We start from the raw sequence: 23,136 nt of genomic DNA on the forward strand, positions 1-23,136 counted from the left end.
GCGCGCCCTGCTTGGGGATCGTCCAGTCGAGATTCGGCTTTTCCGCCGAAAGGCCGGCCGTCAGCCATTCGCCGCCGCCCACCACGATATCGACTTCGCCGGTCGCCAGCGCCGTCTGCGAGGCGACGACGTCGCTCACCTGGCGGGCGACCTTCTTCATCTCGAACAGCTTTTCCTTGATCGCAGGGAGGTCATCCTGCTTGAGATCGGCGGTCTTCTTGCCGATGCCGACGGCCGTCAGGCCGACCATCGGGAGGTAATAGTCATAGAGCGCGATGCGGCCCTTGTACTTGTCCGACCAGACGACCGAGAGGTCTTCCATATCGGCCGGATCGACCTTGGTCTTGTCGTAGGAAATGGTGTTGTAGCCGAATTTCTCCGTGACCGCGTAAACCTTGCCGTCCTTGGTGGTCGTCGCATCCATGCGGACTTCCGGGAAGAGGTCGGCGAGCGGCAACTTGTCCGCCGGCATTTCGCCGAGAATGTCCATGTCGATGGCGCGCGGCACATCGACGGCGTCGATGACCAAGACGTCCCAATCGCCGGGACGGGACTGCTCAATGATTGAGATTGCAGCACCCGTACCCTCATATTCCTTGAGATTGACCTTGACGTTGTTGGCCTTTTCGAAAGGCTCGACCAGCGCCGGATCGGTGTGGTCGCACCAGACGAGCGCATTCAGCTCGTCCTGCGCGCTGGCTGCGGCGGGTGCAAGCGAAAGGGCGGCGGCGGTGGCAAGGAGCATGCGGCGGGAAAGCCCGCCCAAAATGGTTTTCGTCATTATCGTTCCCTCTGAGTGACGGCTTTCAGCCTTGGCGAATGGCGTTCATGACGACGCCTTGAGAAAAAGATTGAACGAGTTCATTTTTTAAGTCAATCTCATTTTTGAGGAGATTCCAACGGAGGTTCTGATGGCCGGATTGCGCGCGAAACAGAAGGCGGACAAGACCCGCCGCATTCTCGAATCCGCAACGAGGCTGTTCCGCGAGCAGGGCTATGACAGCGCCCGTATCGAGGACATCGCCGAGATGGCGGAAGTCTCCGTCGGCACACTCTATAACTATTACCAGAACAAGGGTGACATCCTTGTTGCGACCGTCGCCATGGAAGTGACGGAAGTACTGGAAGCGGGCGCGCGCATCGTCGCCAATCCGCCGCTCAATGTCGCCGAGGCGCTGCGCACGCTGATCGAGCAATATTACGACCACTCGCTGTTCTATCTTTCCAAGGAGATGTGGCGCACGGCGATGGCGATCTCCATCCAGCAGCCGGAAACGCCGCTCTCCCGTCGTTACACCGAGCTGGACAGCCAGCTCTGTGCCCAGGTCGTGCAACTCGTGCGCACGCTGCAGGTTCGCGGTGTTGTCAATGCCAGCATAGACGTGCAGGCCATGGGCGAGGTGTTTTTCAACAATCTCAACCTGATGTTCATGGAGTTCTGCAAGGTCGAGGCCATGCCGATCGAGGACCTGAAGGCCCGCGTCAACGCGCAGCATGAACCGCTCGCCGCCCTCATCAGCACCATCAAGATCGTCTGAGACCGTCATGACCGAACAGGAATCCACCGTCCTCGCCGCCGCCGATGCGCTCGTCGGCGCCTTCTCCCGGCATGATCGCAACGCCTATTTCGCCGCCTTCGCGCCGGAGGCGACCTTCCTCTTCTACAATCTCGACCGCACGCTCGAAGGCCGCGCGGCCTATGAAGCGGAATGGACGCTCTGGGAAGAACGGGACGGTTTTCGCGTGCTGGCCTGCCGCTCGACGAAACGCAAGGTCCAGCTCGTCGGCGAGGTCGCGATCTTCACGCATGCCGTCGAAACCGATGTCTCCGTCGGCGGAGAAACCGTGACGAACAACGAGCGGGAAACGATCGTCTTCGCGCGCGATGCCGCCGGCCGCTGGCTTGCGGTCCACGAGCACCTTTCGGCCGCTGCCTGATCTAGCAGCAGCCATCCTCGGTCCTGCCCGTCGAAAGCTGCTCAAGGATCGGACAGTCTGGCCGGTCGTCGCCGTGGCAATGGGCGGAGAGATGCTCCAGCGTGTGCACCATCTCCTGCAGCAGGCGCATCTTCTCCTTCATTTCTTCGATATGGGCGCTGGCGATGCGCTTGACGTCGCCTGAGGCGCGGGCGCGATCCTGCCAGAGGGCCAGCAGGTCGCGGATCTGTGCGATGGAGAAACCAAGATCACGCGACCGGCGGATGAAGGACAGGGTGGAAAGGTCCTTCGGGCAATAGGTCCGGTAGCCAGAGCCGGTGCGGCCGGCGGCGCGGATAAGGCCGATCTGCTCGTAGTGCCGGATCATCTTGGGCGTCACACCCGTAGTTTCCGCCGCTTCGCCAATATTCATGCCTGATCTCCCTCGTGGAACGGCAGCTTGAAGCGCTTGAGGCGCAGCGCATTCGAAACAACGAAGACACTGGACAGCGCCATCGCGCCCGCCGCCAGCGCCGGCGACAGCTGGATACCGAAGGACGGATAGAGAAAGCCCGCGGCAACCGGGATCAGGGCGACATTGTAGCCGAAGGCCCAGAACAGGTTCTGCCGGATGTTGCGCATCGTCGCCCGCGACAGGGCGATACCGACGGCCACACCGCGCATGTCGCCGGCCATCAGCACGATATCGGCGCTTTCGATGGCGACATCCGTGCCCGTGCCGATGGCAATGCCCGTGTCGGCCGCCGCCAGCGCCGGTGCATCATTGATGCCATCGCCGACGAAGGCGACCTTTTTTGTTCCATCGGCGGAAAGCCCCTTCACGGCCGCGACCTTGCCATCGGGCAGGACCTCCGCCATCACCCTGCTGATCCCGAGCTTTGCGGCCACGGCCTCGGCGGTGCGGCGGTTGTCGCCCGTGATCATCGCGACCTCGATGCCGAGCGCCTTGAGCGCCGCCACGGCCTCCTTCGTTGTCGGCTTGACCGGATCGGTGACGGCGAAGAGGGCCGCGAGCCGGCCGTCAATGGCGGCGTAAAGCGGCGAGGCGCCCTCGGCGGCCAGCCGCTCGGCATCAGCGGCGAAGGCGGAGGGATCAATACCGAGGGAGCGCAGGAAGCCCACGGAGCCGGCTTGCACCTTTCGACCCGCGACGATGGCGGAGATGCCTTGGCCGGAAATCGCCACGAAATCGCTGGCTGCGGAAAGCTCGATCCCCTCGCCTACGGCGGCCTCATGGATGGCGGCGGCAATCGGGTGTTCGGAATGCACTTCCGCAGCAGCCACCAGGGCCAGGACCTCGCCGCGCGAAAAACCTTCCGCCGGGACAATCTCCGTTAATGTCGGATGACCGAGCGTCAGCGTGCCGGTCTTGTCGACGGCGACGATGTCGGTCGCCTCCAGCGTTTGCAGCGCCGTGCCCTGGCGGAAAAGCACACCGAGTTCGGCGGCGCGGCCGGTGCCGGTGATGATCGAGGTCGGCGTCGCCAGCCCCATGGCGCAGGGGCAGGCGATGATGAGCACGGCGACTGCGTTGACCAGCGCATGCGCCAGAAACGGGCTCGGCCCGAAGACCAGCCAGATGCCGAAGGTCAGCAATGCGACGGCCATGACGGCGGGCACGAACCATTGCGTAACGCGGTCGACCAGCGCCTGGATCGGCAGTTTCGCCGCCTGCGCATCCTCGACCATGCGGATGATCTGCGACAGGACCGTATCGGCGCCGACGCGGGTGGCGCGGAAGGTGAGGGAACCCGTCGTGTTGACGGTGCCGCCGGTGACCCTATCGCCCGGCTTGCGCGCGACAGGCATCGGTTCGCCCGAGATCATGGATTCGTCGATATAGGAACTTCCCTCCGTCACCTCGCCATCGACGGGCACCTTCTCGCCCGGCCGCACGAGAACGATGTCGCCGGGCACGACGCTTTCCAGCGGCACGTCCTCCGCCCTTCCATTCCGCAGCACGCGGGCGGACTTGGCGCGCAGACCGGCCAGATGACGGATCGCCTCACCGGTGCGGCCCTTGGCACGCGCTTCGAGATAGCGGCCGGCGAGGATCAGCGTGACGATAACGGCCGCCGCCTCGAAATAGACATTTGCGGTACCGCCCGGCAGCAGGGCCGGCGCGAAAGTCGCGACGGTGGAAAAACTCCAGGCGGCGAGCGTTCCGATCACGACGAGCGAATTCATATCCGGCGCAAGGCGCAGCAGGCTCGGCACCCCTTTGCGGAAGAAGCGCCGGCCCGGCCCGGCCAGCACCAGCGTAGCCAGAACGAACTGGATGACGCGGCTCGTCTGCATGCCGAGGGTTTCGTGAATGAAATGGCCGAAAGAGGGGAAGGCATGAGCCCCCATCTCCATCACGAAGAGCGGCGCCGTCAGAAGGGCGGCAATCATCAGATCGCGCCGCAGGATTTTGGCCTCCGCCGCCCTGCGGTCTTCCTCGGCGGGTGCGGCGGCCGTCTCCCGAATAGCCTTGTAGCCGGTCCGCTCGATGGCAGCGGCGACGTCCTCGAAGGAAACGGCACCCTTGAGGAAACGCACGCGGGCACGTTCCTGCGCGAGGTTCGCGGTGGCATCGACAACGCCTGGAATGGCCTTCAGCGCCTTTTCGACCCGGCCGATGCAGGAGGCGCAGGTCATGCCTTCGACGGGAAATTCGAGCACGTCCTCGGCGACACCGTAACCGGCCTTTCGCACCGCCTCCGCGACGGCGGCCGCATCGGCCGTGTCGGCAAAGGTAACGTCGGCCTTCTCCGTCGCCAGATTGACGACGGCGCCTGAGACACCCGGCACCTTCTCGATGGCCTTTTCGACCCGGCGCACGCAGGACGCACAGGTCATATCTGAAATGGAAAGCTTGATCGTTTGCCGCTCTGCCGGCGGCACCAGGGTAAGCATGATGCACCTTCATCCGAAGCTCTCCTCTGATCCGGCATGGACTGGAGGAGGCCGCTTCATTCTGGATAGATCGTGCACCTTCCCATCATGTCAAGGTCAAGTGGCTTTTGCCGCTTAGTCCACGGCGACGGGCGAATAGCCCTCGGCTTCGATGACGGAGGCAACAGCGCTGCGGTCGCTGGCATTGCCGACCGCGACGCGCTTGGTCGAGAGGTCGACATCGACTTTCGCCGCCGGATAGGCGGCGAGCACGGCGTTTGTGATGGTCCTGGCGCAGTGGCCGCAGGTCATGTCGGATACGGTGAAGGAAAGGGTGTCGCTCATACGCAGGCTCCTGATTTGCCCGGGCATGCTGAAGCCTTCCCCTATGGCAAGGTCAAGCTCCGCCGGAAACAATCCATTCAGCCGAAAAGCCGGGCAAGCAACGACAGGAACTGATCGCGCGCCCGCGTTCCACCCAACCGTTCCAGGCACTCCGCCTCGAAATCGGCCTCGGCCCGCCGCGCATCGTTCAGCAGGCTTTCCCCCGATGGCGTCAGGTAAAGAGCATAGGAGCGGCGGTCGTTGGGCACGTCCCGCCGCTCCGTCAGACAGCGCTCTTCCAGATCGTTCATCAGCGCCACGAAATTTGCCCGCTGAATGCCAAGAGCCGCCGCAATTTCAGATTGTTTCCGGCCCGGATTTTCGGCGATCATCGCCAGCACGCTGTATTCCGTGGGACGCAGGCTCACGACAGAAAAATAGTGCAGGAACCGTTGCATAAACTGACCATGGGCCCGGCGGAGTTGATGCGCCACGCTTTGAGAGATAGTGGAGGCATCAAGAGCCTCCGGCGGAGGCACATCGTAAGTTTTGCTTATCTTTTCCATGCTTTGGCCACCTTTCCCAAGTGCCGGAGGAATTCCGGCGTGCGGCCTGCGCACGACCATAGGTGCAATCACGCGTGGCGCAAGGCGCGGCATGCGTGATTGCAGCAATTTTCTACACGCAATCAAAAGGCGAGGAATGATTTTGCGCTTTTTCAAGCCCGGCGCGACGCCCTGAGTTTATTACAGGGCACCGTCACTCAACCTTCGGTAAACTTTCCGTCAGTCGATTGCGAATCGATTCAGGCGGTCCCGCAGCAAGGCGATCGTCTGGCTATCGGCATTGGCAAAGGCGAAACGCAGGTACCCTTCCTGGCCTGCGCCGAAATAGCTTCCGGGCAGGCAGAGAATTCCGGCCTCCTTGGCAAGCTTTTCCGCAACGCGGGCGGACGGAACGCCTGCGAAGGGATGGCCGATGAAGGCAAAATAGGCACCGACTGCCCCCACTTTCCAGGCCGGCGCCCCGGCCATGGTCGACAGCAGCGCCTCGACGCGCCGCGCGATCTCCAGCCGGTTACCCTCGCGCCAGTCGGCCAGCAGCGGCAGCGCGGTGGCAACCGCCGCCTGCGCCGAACGCGGCGGGCAGATCTGCAGATTGTCCATGATCTTCGCAACCTGCTCGACCACGGCGGCTCCGGCGGTGATGGCGCCGAGGCGATGGCCGGGAATGCAGAAGGATTTCGAGAAGCTGTAGAGGCCTATCAGCGTGTTCTCCCAGCCCGCGCGGCCGAACAGATCATGCGGGCGGTCGGCACCCGCCGGCAGAAAATCGCGATAGGTCTCGTCGAGGATCAGCCAGATGCCGCGCGCAACGCAGAGGTCGTAGATTTCAGCGAGCAGAGCGGGCGGATAGACGGCGCCGGTCGGATTGTTCGGCGAAACGAGCGCCAGCGCCCGCACATCCGGCGTGATCGCCCCGGCAATCCTCGCCACGTGGGGCAGGAAGCCGTTTGCGGCATCGCAGGCGGCAAAGCGCGTCTTGATGCCGAGCATCGCGAGCGTGGTTTCCTGGTTGAAGTAGTAGGGATCCGTCATCAAGACGGCGTCACCCGCGCCGGCAATCGCCATGGCCGCGCAGATGAAGGCCTGGTTGCAGCCAGCCGTGACATGGACATTGCCGGCGGCGAGCGGCAGGCCGTAGGCTTCGGAAAGATGCTCGGCATAGGCCTTGCGCAGGCTGTCCTCGCCCTCGATCGGACCATAGCCGGTATAGGCGCGCGAGGCGGCATATTCGCCGAGCAGGCGCAGCATGTCGGGATGCGGCGGATAGCCGGGCACGGCCTGCGAGAAATCGATCATCGGACCGTTGCGCCCATCATAGGCATCGCCCCAGGCGAAGACATGCGGGATCGGCGGGGCGGCGAGGGTTTCGACGAGCGGATTGAAGCGAGGCATGGTCAGTTCCGTGAGTATCAGGCGCGGGTCTTGCGCTGGGGGGTGGATGCGGTCCGGCGCTTGACCGGGGCCGGGATCGGGCGAAGGGGTTCGGCCGCGCGCGTGCCACGGCCACGCAGCAGCATGCGGGCGGAGGTCTGCGGCTCTGGCAGGCTTTCTTCGAGCGAGGCGAACAGCCAGTCGATGAAGACCTTGACGATGGGCGCCTGCCGCACGGATGGCCGGCAGGCGACATAGAAGGCATCGGCGGCCGGCACGGTGAGATCGAACGGCACGACCAGTTCGCCGCGCGCGATCAGATGGCCGGCGGTGATCGTATCGCCAAGCGCAATACCCTGGCCATGCAGGGCGGCCTCGGTGGAAAGACGGGCATCGCTCATGAAATGCTGCCGGCCACGCACGATGTCGGTCGCATCCGCCGCCGAGAGCCAGGTGCTCCATTCGCGGCCATCATCGCCGTGAAAGATCGTATGATCGGAGAGGTCGCGCAGGGACCGCAAGGGCCGTATGTTCAGCAGTGTGGGGCTGGCGACCGGAAAGAGTTCCAGCCGCGACCAGAGACGCGTCCAGTAATCCGGCCAGTTTCCATCGCCATAGAGCACACTGACATCCGTATCGAGCGAACGCAGGTTCTCCGGATCGTTCGACGCGATCAGCGTGACGCGCACGCCGGGAAACTGGTCGGTAAATGTGTTAAGGCGTGGAATGAGCCAGAACGAGAGCAGGGCCGGCACACAGGTGATGGTCAGATCGCCGCTCGTTTCCGGCTGCTTCATCAGGGCGGTCGCCGCCGCGATCTCGCTGAAGGCATTGGTGACGGCAGGCAACAACAGCGCGCCCTGCGGCGTGAGCTTCAGCCTTTTGCCGCCGCGTTCGAAAAGCGACGTGCCGAGCGATTCTTCAAGTGCCTTGATCTGATGGCTGACGGCCCCGTGCGTCACGTTCAGCTCGCGAGCGGCAGCCGACACGGCGCCACGACGGGCGGTCGCCTCGAAGGCGCGGAGCGGATTGAGCGGCGGAAGGCGCGCGGTCATGGGGCGAAGAACCGGATGTGTGAATTTTTCTCACGCCAATCGCTATAACAATGTCAATTGCTTTTCCAGCCGTTTTATTACGATACTATGAAGAGCGAGGGCAAAGACCCCGGGGGAACACATCGAAACGCTTTTGATCCGGCCCCCGGTCTGCCCGCATTTTCATTTGCAATGAGGTAGACACGATGAACGGCAGCAAGCTGGACGAACTCAAGGCGAAATACGGCGCAAGCCATGGTGGGGAGATGTTCGATCCCGCCTTCCGCAAAGTCGCCGATAAGATCTTCACAAAGAACGGTACCCGCTTGGCGCCCTATGCCGGCGTTCCGACCTTCCTCTCCGCGCCCTATATGCAGGTCGACGCAAACGAGCCTGATTTCGGCAACCTGCAGGTCGCCATCACCGGCGTGCCAATGGATCTCGGCGTCACCAATCGCCCTGGCTCGCGCTTCGGGCCGCGCGCCATGCGCACCATCGAACGCATCGGCCCCTACAACCACGTGCTCGACTGCGCGCCGGTGCAGGAGCTGCGCGTGGCCGATATCGGCGACGTGCCTTTCCAGAGCCGCTATCGCCTCGAACTCAGCCATGACGATATCGAGAAGCGCTTCAACCAGATCGTCGATGCCGGCGTGATTCCGCTCGCCGTCGGCGGCGACCATTCGATCACCCATCCGATCATGAAGGCTGTCGGAAAGAAGCAGCCGGTCGGCATGATCCATATCGACGCCCATTGCGATACGGGCGGCATGTTCGACCAGACGAAGTTCCATCACGGCGGCCCGTTCCGCAACGCGGTGCTCGACGGCGTGCTCGACCCGACCCGCACCATCCAGATCGGTATCCGCGGCTCCTCGGAATATCTGTGGGAGTTCTCCTACGAATCCGGCATGACCGTCATCCATGCGGAAGAGGTCAGCGGTCTCGGCATTCCCGCCATCATCGAAAAGGCGAAAGCCATCGTCGGCGACGGCCCGACCTATCTCTCCTTCGATATCGACAGCCTCGACCCGAGCTTCGCGCCCGGCACCGGCACGCCCGAGATCGGCGGCCTGACGACGCGCGAGGTACTTGAACTCATCCGCGGCCTCAAGGGCATCAACCTCGTCGGCGGCGACGTGGTGGAAGTCGCCCCGCAATATGACGCCACGACCAACAGCGCCCATGCCGGCGCACAGGTTCTGTTCGAAATTCTGAGCCTTATGGTTTTCAGCCCTTCCGTGTCGCGGACGGCCTGACATAGAATAGCAACAACGGGAACGCTCCGGCCGGATCAACCGGTCGGCCTAACAGGAGAAAGACCACTATGCGTGACATCCTCAAGACCAATGTCAGCCGCCGCGCCGTGCTTGGCGCCGGTGTCGCCGGCGCCTCGATGCTGGCCATGCCGGCCGTGCTGCGCGCGCAGGACAAGTCGCTGAAGGTCGGCGTCTACGGCGGCTACTTCAAGGATTCCTTTGACAAGAACATCTTTACGGATTTCACCAAGGAGACGGGCATTGCCGTCGAATCCGTCGCCGAGCCGACCGGTGAAGCCTGGCTCGTCCAGCTCGAGCAGGCCGCCAAGGCCGGCCAGGCACCGGCCGACGTCTCCATGATGTCGCAGGTCGCCATGCTGAAGGGCCAGTCGACCGAACTCTGGGCACCGCTCGACATGGCGAAGATCCCGAACGGCTCGAACCTCATCGACCATTTCGTCAACAAGTACCCGGATGGCCGCGTCGCCGGCATCGGTGCCGTCGCCTGGTACATCACGCTCGTCACCAACACGGATGTCTTCAAGGAAGCTCCGACGTCCTGGTCCGCGCTTTGGGATCCGGCGAATGCCGACAAGCTCGGCCTGCTGGCGCTCGTTTCCAACTCGTTCCTGCTCGAAGTGACGGCAAAAACCCATTTCGGCGGCACGAACGCGCTCGACACCGAGGAAGGTCTCCTCAAGGCCTTCGAAAAGCTCGCCGAAGTGAAGCCGAACGTGCGCCTGTGGTATCGTGACGAAGCCCAGTTCGAGCAGTCGCTGAAGTCGGGCGAAATCCCGATGGGCCAGTACTATCACGACGTGACCGGCCTTGCCGCCAAGGATGGCCAGCCGGTCCGCTCCACCTTCCCGAAGGAAGGCGGCATCATGGATTCCGGCTGCTGGGCGCTGTCGCGCGCCTCGAGCAAGGTCGAGGAAGCCCACACCTTCATCAACTACATGAGCCAGCCGAAGATCCAGTCGTTGCTGTCGCGCAAGGTCGGTACCGCGCCGACCGTCAAGCGCGAACTGCTAGACCTCACGGCCGAAGAGTTCGCCGCCGTGTCCTCGGATATCGATCCGATCATCCCGCGCTACGACCTCTACACCACCAAGGCCGACTGGCTGAACCAGAAGTGGACCGAAATGATCGCAGGCTGATCCTGCCTTCTCCTGAAAACGACCGGCCGGCTGCGATAGCCGGCCGGCTCCAGAACCGTCAGCGCCGAGCGGAGCCCCAATGTCCGGATTGACCCTCCAGAATATCGTCAAGCAATTCGGCACGTTCACGGCCGTGAAGAATGTTGAACTGACCGTACCGCACGGCACCTTCGTCTGCCTTCTCGGACCGTCCGGCTGTGGCAAGACCACGCTCATGCGCATGGTCGCCGGCCTCGACCTGCCGACAAGCGGCGCGATCAAGCTGGACGGCAAGGACATCACGAATGTTCCCACCCACAAGCGCGACCTCGGCATGGTCTTCCAGTCGCTGGCGCTCTTCCCGCATCTGACGGTCGGTGAGAACATCGCCTATTCGCTGCGCATCCGCGGCGTCGGCAAGGAGGAACAGAAGAAGCGCGTCGACGAGCTTCTCGCGATGATTCACCTCTCCGGCTATGCCGACCGGCCGGTCGCAAAGCTTTCCGGCGGCCAGCGCCAGCGCGTGGCGATTGCCCGTGCGCTTGCCATCTCGCCGAAACTCTTCCTGCTCGACGAGCCGCTTTCGGCACTCGACGCCAAGCTGCGCGAGGCCATGCAGGTCGAGCTGCGCCAGCTCCAGCAACGCCTCGGCATCACCACCATCGTCGTCACCCACGACCAGCGCGAAGCTATGACCATGGCCGACACCGTCGTCGTGATGAATGGCGGCGAAATCCGCCAGGCGGCAGCGCCGGTGGAAATCTACCGCCGCCCCGCCGATACCTTCGTCGCCGACTTCATCGGCATGACGAACCTCATCGATTTCAATGCGGACAGCACCGGCGCCAGCGTGCTCGGCGCGTCGATCCCCGGCCTTGCCGTTCCCGCCGGCCTGAAATCCGGCATCATCTCGGTGCGCCCGGAAGACGTGCATCTGACAGCCCCGGGTAACGCCCCGGTCACGGGCACCGTCACCTTCGTGCGCGATCTCGGCGGCACGATCGAAACCTTCGTGGAGGCCGGCGGCAAGCAGATCGTCGCCGTCTCCATGCCGAATGCCCGGCCTGATGTGTCGGTCGGCCAATCGATCGGCGTTCAGCTCAACCCCGGCGACTGCGTGGTGCTCAAGTCATGAGACGCGAAGCCCCGCAAAAACTCACGGACTACGGCCCGCTTTTCTTCCCCGCGGGTATGCTGATCACCTTCTTCGTCGTGCCTTTCGCGACGATGATCGCGGTCTCCTTCTTCAAGCGCAATCCCTCCGGCTTCTACACGCCGGACTTCGTCTTCGAGAATTACGCGCGCTTCCTCAGCCTGTTCTTCGGCAAGGTGCTCGGCTTCTCGCTGTTCCTCGCCGTCACCGTCGCGATCTGCTGCATCGTGCTCGCCGTGCCCTTCACTTACCTGCTATCGCGCGCCAAGCGCAGGACGCAGGTGCTCTGGCTGGTCGCGCTCTTGTCGATCCTGTCGCTGTCGGAGGTCATTATCGGTTTTGCCTGGTCGACGCTCTTCTCGCGCACCGCCGGCATTACCAATCTTCTCGTGATGATCGGCATCCTGGACCAACCGGTGGCCCTGAACCCGAGTTTCGGCGCGGTGCTGACGGCCATGACCTATCAGGCGCTGCCCTATACCGTGCTTGTGCTCTATCCCGCCCTCGTGCGGCTCGATCCGACGCTGACGGAAGCCGCGCGCACGCTTGGTGCGTCGCCTATCAAATCCTTTTTCACCGTCGTCGTGCCGGCGCTCAGGAACACCATCGTCGCCACGCTGATCATGGTCTTCATCTTCGCGCTCGGCTGCTATCTGCTGCCGCAGATCCTCGGCCGGCCACAGCACTGGACGCTCTCGGTCCTGATCACCGACCAGGCGATCTACCAATCGAACATGCCGTTCGCCGCCGCCATGGCCGTGTTCCTCGTGCTCGTCACGCTCGGTCTCGTGGGGCTCACCGTCTATGCCGGACGTAAGGGAGAAGCCGCATGACCGTGTTTCTGCAGCGCGTCTATTTCGGCCTGATCGGCCTCTTCCTCGCCCTGCCGATCATCGTGGTCGCCGGTGTCTCGGTCAACGAGAAGCAGGACCTTGCCTTCCCGCCCAAGGGCTTTTCCCTCGGCTGGTACGGCGAGATCTTCACCAATATCGAATGGCGCAACGCGCTCTTTGCATCGATCACGCTGGCGGCGCTGTCGGCGGCCGTGGCGCTTCTCATCGCGCTGCCGCTCGCCTGGTTCCTGTGGCGGCGCCATGCGCCTTGGGCCAATATCTTCCAGCTGCTCGGCATCGCGCCCTTCACGCTGCCACCGGTCATCACGGCGCTCGGCCTGCTCACCTTCTGGGCAGCGACCGGCTTCTACGGCCAGCCAGCCACCGCCGTCATCAGCCATGCCATCTTCTTCGTGACGCTGCCGCTGGTGACATTGTCGCTCGGCTTTTCCTCCATCGATCGCTCGCTGGTGGAGGCCGCCGCGACCATGGGCGCAGACGACCGCACGGTCTTCCGCACCGTTGTCCTGCCGTTGATCCTGCCCTATCTCGTCTCCGGCTACGCCTTCGCCTTCGTGCTGTCGCTCAACGAATATATCGTCGCCTACATGACGATCGGCTTCACGATGGAAACGCTGCCGATCAAGATCTTCAACGCCCTGCGCTACGGCTATACGCCAACCATGGCCTCGGTCACGATTCTGTTCGTCGCGATCGCGGCCACCATCTTCGGCCTTGTCGCGCGCTTCGGCGATCTGCCGAAACTGCTCGGCGCCATGTCGTCAAAGGACTGAAACCATGCGGATCGCCGCCCTTCAGATGCATGCGATTGCCGGCGACGGCGAAGCGAATATGGAACGCATCGCGGCCGCCGCCGCCGATGCGGCAGCGGGCGGCGCCAAGCTGCTGATCGTGCCCGAGCTTGCCGTCACCGGCTATGGGGCAGGGCAAGAGGCCTTCGAAAAACTCGCTTCGCCCGCGACAGGCACGGTGGCCGAGCGTCTCAGCGCCATCGCACGGGAAAACCGGATCGCCATCGTCGCTGGCTTTGCCGAACAGGAGGGAACGCTGATCTACAACAGCGCGCTCTTCACGGATGGTATCGGCACCAATGCCGTCTATCGCAAATCCCATCTCTATGGCGATTACGAGCGCAATGTCTTCAAACCCGGGATACCGAATTCCGTCCTGGTGGAACTTGGCGGCATCAGGCTCGGCATGCTGATCTGCTACGATGTCGAGTTTCCGGAAAATGTCCGCCGGCTGGCGCTGGCCGGGGCCGACCTCGTCGTCGTGCCGACGGCGCTGCCGAAGGGCTCTTCCGGCACCTTCATCGCCAACCACATGATCCAGGTCCGCGCCTTCGAAAACCAGGTCTTCGTCGCCTATATCAACCATTGCGGCGCCGACGACAACTTCACCTATGCCGGCCTGTCGCGCATCGCCGCCCCCGATGGCAAGCTGCTCGCCGAAGCGCCGGCGGAAGGCGAGACGCTGATCTTCGCGGAAGTGCGCCCAGAGGACTACGCCGGATCGCGCGCGGAAAACACCTATCTCGTCGATCTCGGCCGGCCCGTTTAAAGGCTGATCAGCGCCGTTCCGATCACCGCAAGCGCGGCGCCGATCCAGGCCGAGGCCGGCGGCACGGTACCGGTTCTTGCCCAGACCATCGGCAGGATGACGATCGGCGTCATCGAGGACAGCGTCGAGACGACCCCGACATTGCCATGCGCCAGGGCGGCCATCAAAAGCGACATGCCGAGGCCGACGCCGAAGAAGGCGGAGCCGACGGCAAAACCCACGGATCGCTTGGCAATATGGGCGGCCGGTTTCAGCGCCGGATGCGGCACTGCCATCAGAAGCAGGAAGAACAGCGCCGCGAGCCCCGACCGCACCGCCATTGCGGTAAACGGTTCGACGCCACCGGCCATCACCGGCCGGGCAGCAAGACTGCCGAGCGCCTGGCCGAAGGCGGTGACCACGCCCAGCACGATACCGAACCAAGGCGTCTTGTTCTGACCACCCTTGGCCTTCGAGGACGAACGGGCACCGATGGCCAGCAGAATGCCCGCCAGCACACAGGCAATGCCGATGCCCTGCCGGCCCGACAGAGTTTCGCCGAGGAAGACATAACCCAGCACAACGGCAAACGGCGAGGCGAGCGAGAAGAGCAAGGCCGTGGTGCGCGGACCGGCCGCATAGATCGTCGCGAAATAGGTGGTGCTCGCGATGATGATGCCGAACAGGCTGGAGACGGCGAGATAACCGAACTGCCAAAGTTCCACCGTGCGCCAGCCGCCGAGGACGACAGACACCGCCCCGGTCATCAGAAAGGCCGCGATCATCTGCAAACGGGCGAGATCGAGGAGTGGCAGGCGGCCCTGCAATTTGCTGACGAGCATGCCGCTCATCGCAATGCAGACGGCGGCGGACAGAGCGAGGATTTCAGCGGTATACATGGCAAGGCCGGGCAATTGACTTGCCCGGCCTATCGCACGGATTGGCTTTGAACGATAGGGCCCGTTTGGGACTATGCCTGGTAGGTCACGCGACCGTCGCAGATCGTCGTGACGGGACGGACCGTGGCGAGCTTGTTGAAGTCGGTCGCCTCGACATCGGCGTTGAGCACGACGATATCCGCGAGATAGCCCGGCTTCAGCACGCCCTTGCGGTCTTCCATGAATTCGACCCAGGCGCCGTTCTTCGTATAGGCGGCGAGCGTCTCGTGCAGCGACAGGCGCTCGTCCTTCAAGCCTTCTTTCCACACTTCGCGCGACATCGCGCACTGGATGCAGTTCATCGGGTCGAGCGGTGAGACCGGCCAGTCCGTGGCGAACACGATCGGCGCGCCGGCATCGACCAGCGTGCGCCAGGCGAAGGCATAGGGCCAGCGTTCCTCGCCGATATAGGAGAGATAGGGCTCCAGCGGCAGGCCCGCGCTGCCCGGCGGATGCGTCGGCTGCATGGAAGCGACGGTGCCGAGTTCCTTGAAGCGCTTGATGTCGTCGGGATGCACGACCTCGATATGCTCGATACGGTTGCGGCTGTCGCGCTTGCCATTGGCCTTGATGGCGGCCTCGTAGCCGTTGAGTACCATGCGCACCGCGCCGTCGCCGATGGCATGCACGGCGACCGGCAGGCCGAGCTTATCGGAGGCGATGGCGACGTCGTTGAAATGCTCCTGCGAAAAGAGCGGATCGCCCTTCAGGCCCGGCTGGTGGCAGTAGTCGTCGACGAAGACGGCAGTGCCGGATTCCGTGACGCCATCCATGAACAGCTTGACGAAATCCGAGCGCAGACGGTCCGAGTTGAAGCGCTCGCGCCAGGCGGCGGCCTTGGTCTCGAGGTCGGAGAGCGGCATGAAGTTCTTCATGTGGAAGGGCATACGCACGCGCACCGGCAGGCCGACGGTCTTTTCAATCTCGTCGAGCATTTCCAGCTGGTAGAGGCTGCCATCCATGTTCTGCAGCGAGGTGATGCCGAGCGAGGCGACATAGGCGAGACCCTCCTTGAGGATGTCGATATCGCCGGCGCGCTGTTCGGCCGTCACATGCTCAGGATCGCCGCCCGTGCCCACGCCGAGCATTTCACGGCCGCCCGTTTCGCTGAGCGCGGAAACCGGACGGATGGCGTTGCTTTCGCGCAGTTCACCGTTGGCAAGGCCATCCTCACCCATGACGATCTCGTTGCCGACGCCGACGTCGCGGCCTTCCAGAATGCCGCCCATCTTCAGGGCGAGCGTGTTGGCCCACGCGGTGTGATGGTCGGGCGCGAAGATCAGCACGGCGCGATCCGGCAGGATGCGGTCGAGGTGATGACGCGTCACGCGCTCGTCGTCGGAGAGAATCGTGTAGTCGGCGTGCTGGGCGATCAGCAGCTGACGCTCCGGATATTCGGCGGCATAGGCCTTCAGCGCCTTGTCCAGCGCGTCAAACCCCTTCATGCCGTAGAGCGACAGCTCACGCAGCTCGGCCGAACCGCCGAAAATGTGCATATGCGCCTCGTTGAAGCCCGGTAGAACGGTCGCGCCCTTGGCGTCGATCACATGCGTATCGGGACCGGAAAAGGCATCGATCTGCGCTTCGGAACCGACGGCCAGAATGCGGTTGCCGGCAACGGCAACGGCGCTCGCCCGCGGATTGGCCTCGTCCATGGTCAGCACCCGCGCATTGCGGATGATAAAGCTCGCCTCGGTCTGCATGGTGTGTTCCCTCAATTATTTCGGAGCACCTCCGGCGCACCGGAAATGATCCGAGTTTTTTTGTACCGCATTGTCCAACGCCGAAACGATGTCGTGTCGGCTGGAAATGCTCTAGATTGCCCGGCGGCAGAGCGCCCGGAAGAAGGTAAAGATGTCCTGGTTCTCCTCGTCGCCCAGCGGCTCCGGGTGGGACGAGAATTTGACGATGACCGTTTCCGTGCTCGGATCGACATAGAGCCATTGGCCGTGGATGCCGATAGCACAAAAGGCTTGGTCGGCTTCGCCGGACTGGTACCATTGGCTGCGGTAGCGGCCGTTCGGCAGGTCGACATTGCGGCCCTGCTGCCAGGCCTCCCGGTCGCCGTTTTCCTGCATGTCGCGGATCCAGGCGACAGGGATGATCTGCTTGCCGTCGCGCGCGCCGTCATTGCGCAGGAGTTCGCCGAGACGCGCCAGATCGCGCGCGGTTATGGAGACGCCGCCGGCCGTGCGCGGCGTGCCGATGGCATCGACCGTGATATCGGCGAGCCCCTTGGCGCCCATCGGCTTCCAGAGCAGATCGGAGGTGAGATCGGCGAAACGGGCGCCTGTGGCGCGCTCGATGATGACGCCGAGCAGATCGGCATTTGGCGAGGCATAATAGAACGGGCCGCCATGCGGTCGGTCGGCCTTCTGCAAGGTCATGAGGAAGGCCGCGAGGTTCTCGGGCTCGGCGCCCGGCATCGGCGGGTTCCAGAGCATCGAGCGGCGATAGCGGGCGAAGGCGCCATAAGGGTCGAGATAGGCTTCCTCGAAATCCAGGCTGACGCGCATGTCGAGCACGTCGCGGTAGGTGCAGTCGCCGTAGACGCTGCCCTTGGCCTCGGGAAGGTAATCCGTCACCGGGCGATCGGGATCGAGAATGCCGTCCGCCTCCAGGATGCCGGAGATGACAGCCGTCAGCGATTTGGAAATGGAGAAGACGAGGTGCGGCGCATCGGGATTGGCGTGCGCGGCATAATATTCCGCAACGATCTCGCCCTTGCGCATCATCACGAAGGCATCCGTGTGGGCGAATTCCAGAAAGGCGCGGGCGGTATCCGTGCCGGCAAGACCGGTTTCCATCGGCGCATCCAGGAACGTGTCGCTGGCAAGCGGCCGTTCCGCGACGACGGTCTCGGCAGCGATCACAGCCGTCGGCACGAAATCGCGCACGTTCTGGAAGGTCCAGCGGCTGTAAGGGGAGGTGCGCCAATTGGCGAGCGTGACATCGGCGCGGGCAAAGCCATGCCTGTCCTGAAACGTCTTGATCATGAAAAATCCAGCCAAGGCGCGGGAAGGCGCATGGCCTTCCCGCTTGGACTGTCCTCTTTGTGCGGAAACCGCTTACTTCTGCAGTTCGGTCCAGATCTTGGTATAAAGCTGCTGCGTTTCCGGCTCGCAGCTTTCAAGGAACGAGCCGGCAGCCTCGAACTCAGCCGGCACGACCAGTTCCGGTGCCGTCTGCATCTCCGCCGGCAGGAACTTTTCAGACCCCTTGATGCCGTTGGAATATTTGGCGAAAGCCGAGATCATGGCGGCGTTTTCCGGATCCATGATGAAGTTCATGAACAGCTTGGCGTTTTCCGGGTTCTTCGCATCCTTCAAAAGAGCCACGCTGTCCATGAAGAAGGGGAAGCCTTCCTTCGGATAGCCGAACTTGATGTCCGCATTCTTCAAACGCGAACGCATGATGGCGCCGTTCCAGTAGTACACGGCGGAATAGTCACCAGCAGGCAGCTTTTCGGTAACGCTGTAATCCATGGCGAGCCACTTGGATTTCGCTTCGACAAGCTTGTCGCGAACCTTGCGCAGGACTTCCTTGTCCATCGTGCACCATTCGCCGCCGAAATACTTGATCGTCGCGAACAGCACATCGTTCATTTCCGGGGCGACGTTGATCTTGCCGGCCAGTTCCGGCGGCGGATCGAGGAAGATTGCGGAGGTGTTGATATCACCACCATAAACCTTGCTGTTCACGCCGATGCCCGTCAGACCCCACTGCCACGGAACGGTGTAGTGACGGCCCTTGTCCCAGGGAACATCCACCCAACGCGGATCGACGTTTTTGAAGTTCTCCATCTGATCCGGACGCGCTTCCTCGATAAGGCCTTCCTTGATCCAGATCGGAACGTAGTTTGCCGAGGGAACGACAACGTCGAAGCCATGGCCGCCGGCACGGACCTTGGCAAGCGCCGTATCGTTCGAGTCGTAGTCGGTCACCGTAACCTTTACGTCGAACTGCTTCTCGAACTTTTTGATGAGTTCGGGGTTCGTGTAGTCGCCCCAGTTGTAGATGTTGAGCTCGCCCGCGGCGGACGCGGCACTCGCAATTGCGAGCGTTGCGATCGCAGCCAAGGCCGTGGTGGCGATTAATTTCATTGTCATTGCTGTTCCTCTCTGACTACTGTTTTCGTTTGTTGATGAAGAAGAAGACCACGACGAGGGCCGTCGACAAGGCCAGGAAAACCGTCGCGATGGCGTTGATTTCGGGTGTTGTTTCACGTCTGAGCTGACCAAGCATATAGGTCGGCAACGTATCCTGCCCACCGGACTTGACGAATTCCGTGATGACCACGTCATCCAGCGAGATCACGAAGGCCAGCATGAAACCTGCAATGATCGCCGGACGCAACAGCGGAAGCGTCACATGCCGGAAGGTCAACCAGGGTGTGGCATATAGATCGGCCGCTGCGCGCTCCAGCGTCAAGTCCATGCTCTCCAGTCGGGCGCGGATCGGCAGGTAGGCAAAGGGGATGCAGAACGCGGTATGCGCAACGATCAGGTAGCCGAGGCCGGAATAGCCGGTCCAGACCTTGATGCGCGAAAATACGATCAGCAGCGCTACGGCCGTGACGATCTCCGGCACCATGAGTGGCTGGTTGATCAGCGCATACTTGAACGTCAGCCCGCGATAGGGCTGTGTTCGCGTCGTGGCGAGTGCCGCCATCATCGCAGCCGTCGTTGCGAGAAGGGCTGCCCACAGTGCAATGACCAGAGAGCGCATGGCAGCATCCTGCACTGCCGTGTTGTTCCAGGCGGCCACGAACCAGCGTGATGAGAAGCCACCCCACTGTGAAAGCGATTCCGCGTCATTGAACGAATAGATGACCAGCGCCGCGATCGGCAGATAGAGCGCAAAGAACGTGAAAAGTGTGATGAAGCCGAAACCCGGCTGCGAACGGAGATCGTAGCGCCTGCTAAACATGGCCGTTCCCTCCACGCGAGGCATTGCGAACATAGATGATCAACGCCGCCGTCACCAGAATCATGAGCGTGATCGACATCGCCGCCCCCAGAGGCCAGTTGCGGCCCGAACCGAACTGCATCTCGATGAGATTGCCCAGCATCATGTTCTTGCCGCCGCCCAGAACGCGGGGAATGACATAGGCACCGAGCGAGGGGATGAACACCAGGATCGATCCTGCAATAATGCCCGGTTTCACGAGCGGGATCACGATCCGCCGCAGGACCTGAAAACGGGTCGCATAGAGATCATAGCCGGCCTCCACCAATCGGAAATCCAGTTTCTCGATCGATGCATAGAGCGGCAGCACCATCAACGGCAGATAGACATAGGTCATGCCGAGCAGGTTGGCTGTATCCGTGTAGATGATCTGCAGGGGGCTTTTGATCACGCCGAGCCAGAGCAGCGCCGTATTCAAAAGGCCCTCGTTGCGGATGACCTGCTGCATCGCGAAGGTCCGGATCAGAAGGTTCGTCCAGAAGGGGATCGTGACAAGAAACACCCAGATCTCACGCGTATGCGGTGGGCGCGTCGCGATGAAATAGGCGGTTGGAAAACCAAGAATGACCGTCAGGATCGTGGTGAAGAACGAAAGCTGGATCGACCGCCAGATGATGGAGAGGTGCGCATCGGCAAGCCCCAGCGTGTCATCGAAAATATCGCGCTCGAAAAAGACGGAGGTCCAGCCATCAAGCGAGAATTCTCCGAATTTCACATCGCCATAGTCGCCCTTCACCATGAAGGAGTAGAAGAGCATGACGAAAAGCGGGCCTATCGCCGCTACGAAAATGATCAGCAGGGCCGGAGCGCTGAGAAGCCAGCGTGAGCGAATATCCTGTTTTTGAGCCGCGAGAGCGGCCTCTTGTGCGCCGCTCATTGTCAGTCCCTCAGAATTTGAGCGACGTCGTCGCTGAAGTCGATACCAACCGCGTCCCCCTTGGAGAAGCCGCAATCGCCGCTGCGGGCATTCTGCTGCCGCACCATGAAGCCGCTTCCGTCGTCGAGACGAATATGGAGATGCGTATCCGTACCCAGATAGACGATGTCGTGCACGCTACCGCGCAGGACGGAACCAGCGGCGGGCGCCGTAACGCGCGCGTGTTCGGGACGCACGACGATCGTGACCTTGCCGCTGGGCGTCACGTCGCCCGGAAATGTCGCGGGGATTTCCGAACCGGACGACAGCCGCACCCGCGCCTTGTTGCCGGATACCGAAAGCACGTCCACCTCCAGGAAATTGGTCTCGCCGATGAAGTCGGCGACGAAGCGTTCGGCTGGGCGGTCATAGATATCCCAGGGCGAGCCGACCTGGCGGACCGTGCCCGTCGACATGACGGCGATGCGGTCGGACATGGTGAGCGCTTCTTCCTGGTCGTGCGTGACGAACACGAAGGTGATGCCGGTTTCGAGCTGGAGGCGCTTCAGTTCCATCTGCATGGACTTGCGCAGCTTGAGATCGAGCGCCGAAAGCGGCTCATCGAGGAGGAGAACCTTCGGCCGTGGCGCGAGCGCGCGGGCAAGCGCCACACGCTGCTGCTGACCACCGGAAAGCTGCGTTACCGGATTGTTGCCGCGTCCATCGAGATGAACGAGCTTCAGCATGTCCTTGACGACACTTTCGATCTCCGACTTCGACTTGCCGAGCATCTTGAGGCCGAAACCGATGTTCTCGGCCACCGTCAGATGCGGAAACAGCGCGTAGTTCTGGAAGACGGTGTTGACCGGCCGCTGGTTGGGCAGGAGGCGGGAAATATCCACGCCGTCGAGAAGGACCTGTCCCTCGGTCGGCAGCTCGAAGCCGGCGATCATGCGAAGGAGCGTGGTCTTTCCGCAGCCCGAAGGGCCGAGAAGGGTAAAGAATTCATTCGAGCGAATATCCAGCGACACATTGTCGACGGCCTGGAAATTGCCGAACCATTTTTTGATGCCGTGCAGGCCTATGGCGCCGCCATGGGCTGCGGTCGTTCGGGTGTCAGTCATCGGTTCCCCGTTTGTGAACCGGCGTGCCCCGAGCGTCCTCTGCCCAAACCGCCGGCTGTCCTCTGTCCGGCCGCTGATCACGGCTCTTATGTGATAGGCTTGTCTTGCTTATGATCACAACAAACCATAATTTGATCAAATCTGTAAAGGGTGAATTTGAGCTTTGCGAGATTATCAGTTCTGCGTGCAAAGCCCAGAGAATTCAGCCCAGAGACGATAACCGGCATGGCCGGGTCCGACAGACGGGAGGATATCAGCATGCTGGTCGCAGCCGGGAGGGAAGCGTCCGAATCCGCCAAACAATGGGTCTACCGCGTGTTGCGGCGAAACATCATGACGGGGCAGTTCGAGCCGGGCGAGCCGGTGACGATCAACGGCCTCGCCGACGCGCTCGGCGTCAGCGCCATGCCGGTCCGCGAGGCGCTGCACCGTCTCGTCGCCGACGGCGCGCTCGAGCTTCTCGACAACCGCCGCGTCCGTGTGCCGGATCTCGATCCACAGCGCTTCGAGGAGGTTCTGGAGGCCCGTATCGCGCTGGAGACCCGCGCAGCCGAGCGCGCCATGCCCTTCATCGACGAGATCAGGCTGGCCCGCCTCAGGGCCTTCGACCAGCAAGCGGACCAGGCCCTTGCGGTGGGTAATTTCAAGCGCCTGGTGGAGGCGAATTTCGACTTTCACCGCTGTCTTTACGAAGCGCGGCCGGGCACCATCATGCTGCCGCTCATCGAATCCCTCTGGCTGCGGCTTGCCCCGTTCATGCGGCGCGCGGGCGAGACTCTGTCGCAGACGTATCAGGTCGACCGCCACGCCGAAGCCCTTGCCGCCATCGTCAGGCGCGATGGCGAAGCGCTCAAGGCCGCGATCGCCGCCGATATCCGGGATGGTACCGGCCATCTGGGTCGCGGTCATTTCGAACGGATGAAGGCGCTCGGCAATCCGGGCTGAGCGATCTTTTCGGTGGCCGAATGCTTGCAGTCGGCCCCGCATCACCGCTAAGTCTCTTGCCGACTCGAAGCGCGACGGAGGACGCCTTGAACGACAACAATGTTCTGAAATTCGAACCCCGCAAACCGAAGCAGGAAAAGAAGCCTGTTGCGCCGGGACCGAAAAAGGGACTGGTGTGGCTCGCCGTTGTCGTCGTGATCGCCCTTGTCTGGGCCTATTATCAGTTCGTCGCGCCGGCAAGCCTCTAAGCGTCC

General features: G+C 62.6%; 24 protein-coding genes. 10 read left to right on the forward strand and 14 right to left on the reverse strand.

What is annotated here, in order from left to right:
• Positions 1-781: extracellular solute-binding protein (locus ACOZKU_RS15560; protein WP_421579623.1), on the reverse strand; the 781-nt coding region annotated here is incomplete at its 3' end.
• A 130-nt stretch (positions 782-911) separates the two neighbouring features.
• Here ACOZKU_RS15560 and ACOZKU_RS15565 point away from each other — a divergent pair.
• Complete coding sequence (locus tag ACOZKU_RS15565) at positions 912-1,538, forward strand: TetR/AcrR family transcriptional regulator (protein WP_421579624.1); 627 nt, start codon at positions 912-914, stop codon at positions 1,536-1,538.
• A 7-nt stretch (positions 1,539-1,545) separates the two neighbouring features.
• Positions 1,546-1,938, forward strand: a complete 393-nt coding sequence (locus ACOZKU_RS15570; protein WP_421579625.1) for a YybH family protein — start codon at positions 1,546-1,548, stop codon at positions 1,936-1,938.
• 1 nt (position 1,939) lies between these two features.
• Here ACOZKU_RS15570 and cueR read toward each other — a convergent pair whose 3' ends face one another.
• From cueR to ACOZKU_RS15600, 6 genes are all read right to left on the reverse strand, one after another.
• A complete protein-coding gene (gene cueR / locus ACOZKU_RS15575) occupies positions 1,940-2,350 on the reverse strand; it encodes a Cu(I)-responsive transcriptional regulator (RefSeq protein WP_421579626.1) in 411 nt (136 codons plus the stop codon).
• Complete coding sequence (locus ACOZKU_RS15580; RefSeq protein WP_421579627.1) at positions 2,347-4,836, reverse strand: heavy metal translocating P-type ATPase; 2,490 nt, start codon at positions 4,834-4,836, stop codon at positions 2,347-2,349. The genes cueR and ACOZKU_RS15580 overlap by 4 nt, the downstream gene beginning before the upstream one ends.
• Positions 4,837-4,950: 114 nt before the next feature.
• Complete coding sequence (locus tag ACOZKU_RS15585) at positions 4,951-5,160, reverse strand: heavy-metal-associated domain-containing protein (RefSeq protein ID WP_421579628.1); 210 nt, start codon at positions 5,158-5,160, stop codon at positions 4,951-4,953.
• Between the two features lie 77 nt (positions 5,161-5,237).
• On the reverse strand, positions 5,238-5,705 hold the full coding sequence (locus tag ACOZKU_RS15590) for a MarR family winged helix-turn-helix transcriptional regulator (protein WP_421579629.1): 468 nt from the start codon (positions 5,703-5,705) through the stop codon (positions 5,238-5,240).
• A gap of 219 nt (positions 5,706-5,924) precedes the next feature.
• Positions 5,925-7,097 carry an aminotransferase gene (locus ACOZKU_RS15595; protein WP_421579630.1) on the reverse strand — a complete coding sequence of 391 codons (1,173 nt, stop codon included), beginning with the start codon at positions 7,095-7,097 and terminating at the stop codon, positions 5,925-5,927.
• 17 nt (positions 7,098-7,114) lie between these two features.
• Positions 7,115-8,131: a LysR substrate-binding domain-containing protein gene (locus ACOZKU_RS15600; RefSeq protein ID WP_421579631.1), complete on the reverse strand. Its 1,017-nt coding sequence runs from the start codon at positions 8,129-8,131 to the stop codon at positions 7,115-7,117.
• A gap of 185 nt (positions 8,132-8,316) precedes the next feature.
• Between ACOZKU_RS15600 and speB the strand changes: the two genes are divergently transcribed.
• From speB to ACOZKU_RS15630, 6 genes are all read left to right on the forward strand, one after another.
• Positions 8,317-9,369 carry an agmatinase gene (gene speB / locus ACOZKU_RS15605; protein WP_314089104.1) on the forward strand — a complete coding sequence of 351 codons (1,053 nt, stop codon included), beginning with the start codon at positions 8,317-8,319 and terminating at the stop codon, positions 9,367-9,369.
• A gap of 68 nt (positions 9,370-9,437) precedes the next feature.
• On the forward strand, positions 9,438-10,526 hold the full coding sequence (locus tag ACOZKU_RS15610) for an ABC transporter substrate-binding protein (protein WP_421579632.1): 1,089 nt from the start codon (positions 9,438-9,440) through the stop codon (positions 10,524-10,526).
• Between the two features lie 79 nt (positions 10,527-10,605).
• Positions 10,606-11,640 (forward strand): ABC transporter ATP-binding protein, encoded by a 1,035-nt coding sequence (locus tag ACOZKU_RS15615; protein ID WP_421579633.1) that lies wholly within the window; start codon positions 10,606-10,608, stop codon positions 11,638-11,640.
• Positions 11,637-12,491: an ABC transporter permease gene (locus ACOZKU_RS15620; RefSeq protein ID WP_314089110.1), complete on the forward strand. Its 855-nt coding sequence runs from the start codon at positions 11,637-11,639 to the stop codon at positions 12,489-12,491. The genes ACOZKU_RS15615 and ACOZKU_RS15620 overlap by 4 nt, the downstream gene beginning before the upstream one ends.
• On the forward strand, positions 12,488-13,285 hold the full coding sequence (locus ACOZKU_RS15625; RefSeq protein WP_421579634.1) for an ABC transporter permease: 798 nt from the start codon (positions 12,488-12,490) through the stop codon (positions 13,283-13,285). Before ACOZKU_RS15620 ends, ACOZKU_RS15625 begins: the two co-directional genes overlap by 4 nt.
• Before the next feature lie 4 nt (positions 13,286-13,289).
• Positions 13,290-14,072 (forward strand): carbon-nitrogen hydrolase family protein, encoded by a 783-nt coding sequence (locus ACOZKU_RS15630; RefSeq protein WP_421579635.1) that lies wholly within the window; start codon positions 13,290-13,292, stop codon positions 14,070-14,072.
• Here ACOZKU_RS15630 and ACOZKU_RS15635 read toward each other — a convergent pair.
• The 7 genes from ACOZKU_RS15635 to ACOZKU_RS15665 all read right to left on the reverse strand — a co-directional run bounded on the left by ACOZKU_RS15635 (position 14,069) and on the right by ACOZKU_RS15665 (position 21,937).
• Positions 14,069-14,950 (reverse strand): DMT family transporter, encoded by an 882-nt coding sequence (locus ACOZKU_RS15635; protein WP_421579636.1) that lies wholly within the window; start codon positions 14,948-14,950, stop codon positions 14,069-14,071. The two genes, ACOZKU_RS15630 and ACOZKU_RS15635, sit on opposite strands and share 4 nt — an antisense overlap.
• A 71-nt stretch (positions 14,951-15,021) precedes the next feature.
• Complete coding sequence (locus ACOZKU_RS15640) at positions 15,022-16,692, reverse strand: amidohydrolase (RefSeq protein ID WP_314089122.1); 1,671 nt, start codon at positions 16,690-16,692, stop codon at positions 15,022-15,024.
• A gap of 111 nt (positions 16,693-16,803) precedes the next feature.
• Entirely contained in the window at positions 16,804-17,985 is a 1,182-nt protein-coding gene (locus ACOZKU_RS15645) for a serine hydrolase domain-containing protein (RefSeq protein ID WP_421579637.1), read from the reverse strand.
• A gap of 72 nt (positions 17,986-18,057) precedes the next feature.
• The gene (locus ACOZKU_RS15650; RefSeq protein WP_421579638.1) at positions 18,058-19,098 is read right to left on the reverse strand and encodes an extracellular solute-binding protein; all 1,041 of its coding nucleotides are present in this window, start codon (positions 19,096-19,098) and stop codon (positions 18,058-18,060) included.
• Between the two features lie 16 nt (positions 19,099-19,114).
• Positions 19,115-19,918 (reverse strand): ABC transporter permease, encoded by an 804-nt coding sequence (locus tag ACOZKU_RS15655; protein ID WP_421579639.1) that lies wholly within the window; start codon positions 19,916-19,918, stop codon positions 19,115-19,117.
• Positions 19,911-20,834: an ABC transporter permease gene (locus ACOZKU_RS15660; RefSeq protein ID WP_314089130.1), complete on the reverse strand. Its 924-nt coding sequence runs from the start codon at positions 20,832-20,834 to the stop codon at positions 19,911-19,913. Before ACOZKU_RS15660 ends, ACOZKU_RS15655 begins: the two co-directional genes overlap by 8 nt.
• A gap of 2 nt (positions 20,835-20,836) precedes the next feature.
• On the reverse strand, positions 20,837-21,937 hold the full coding sequence (locus tag ACOZKU_RS15665) for an ABC transporter ATP-binding protein (protein WP_421579640.1): 1,101 nt from the start codon (positions 21,935-21,937) through the stop codon (positions 20,837-20,839).
• Between the two features lie 258 nt (positions 21,938-22,195).
• Here ACOZKU_RS15665 and ACOZKU_RS15670 point away from each other — a divergent pair, with 258 nt between their 5' ends.
• Positions 22,196-22,882, forward strand: a complete 687-nt coding sequence (locus ACOZKU_RS15670; protein WP_421579641.1) for a GntR family transcriptional regulator — start codon at positions 22,196-22,198, stop codon at positions 22,880-22,882.
• 86 nt (positions 22,883-22,968) lie between these two features.
• Positions 22,969-23,130, forward strand: coding sequence for a hypothetical protein (locus ACOZKU_RS15675; protein ID WP_244761784.1), 162 nt, complete (start codon positions 22,969-22,971; stop codon positions 23,128-23,130).
• Positions 23,131-23,136 lie beyond the last annotated feature (6 nt).

Source organism: Shinella sp. M31 (assembly GCF_049199205.1).
Lineage (GTDB): Bacteria > Pseudomonadota > Alphaproteobacteria > Rhizobiales > Rhizobiaceae > Shinella.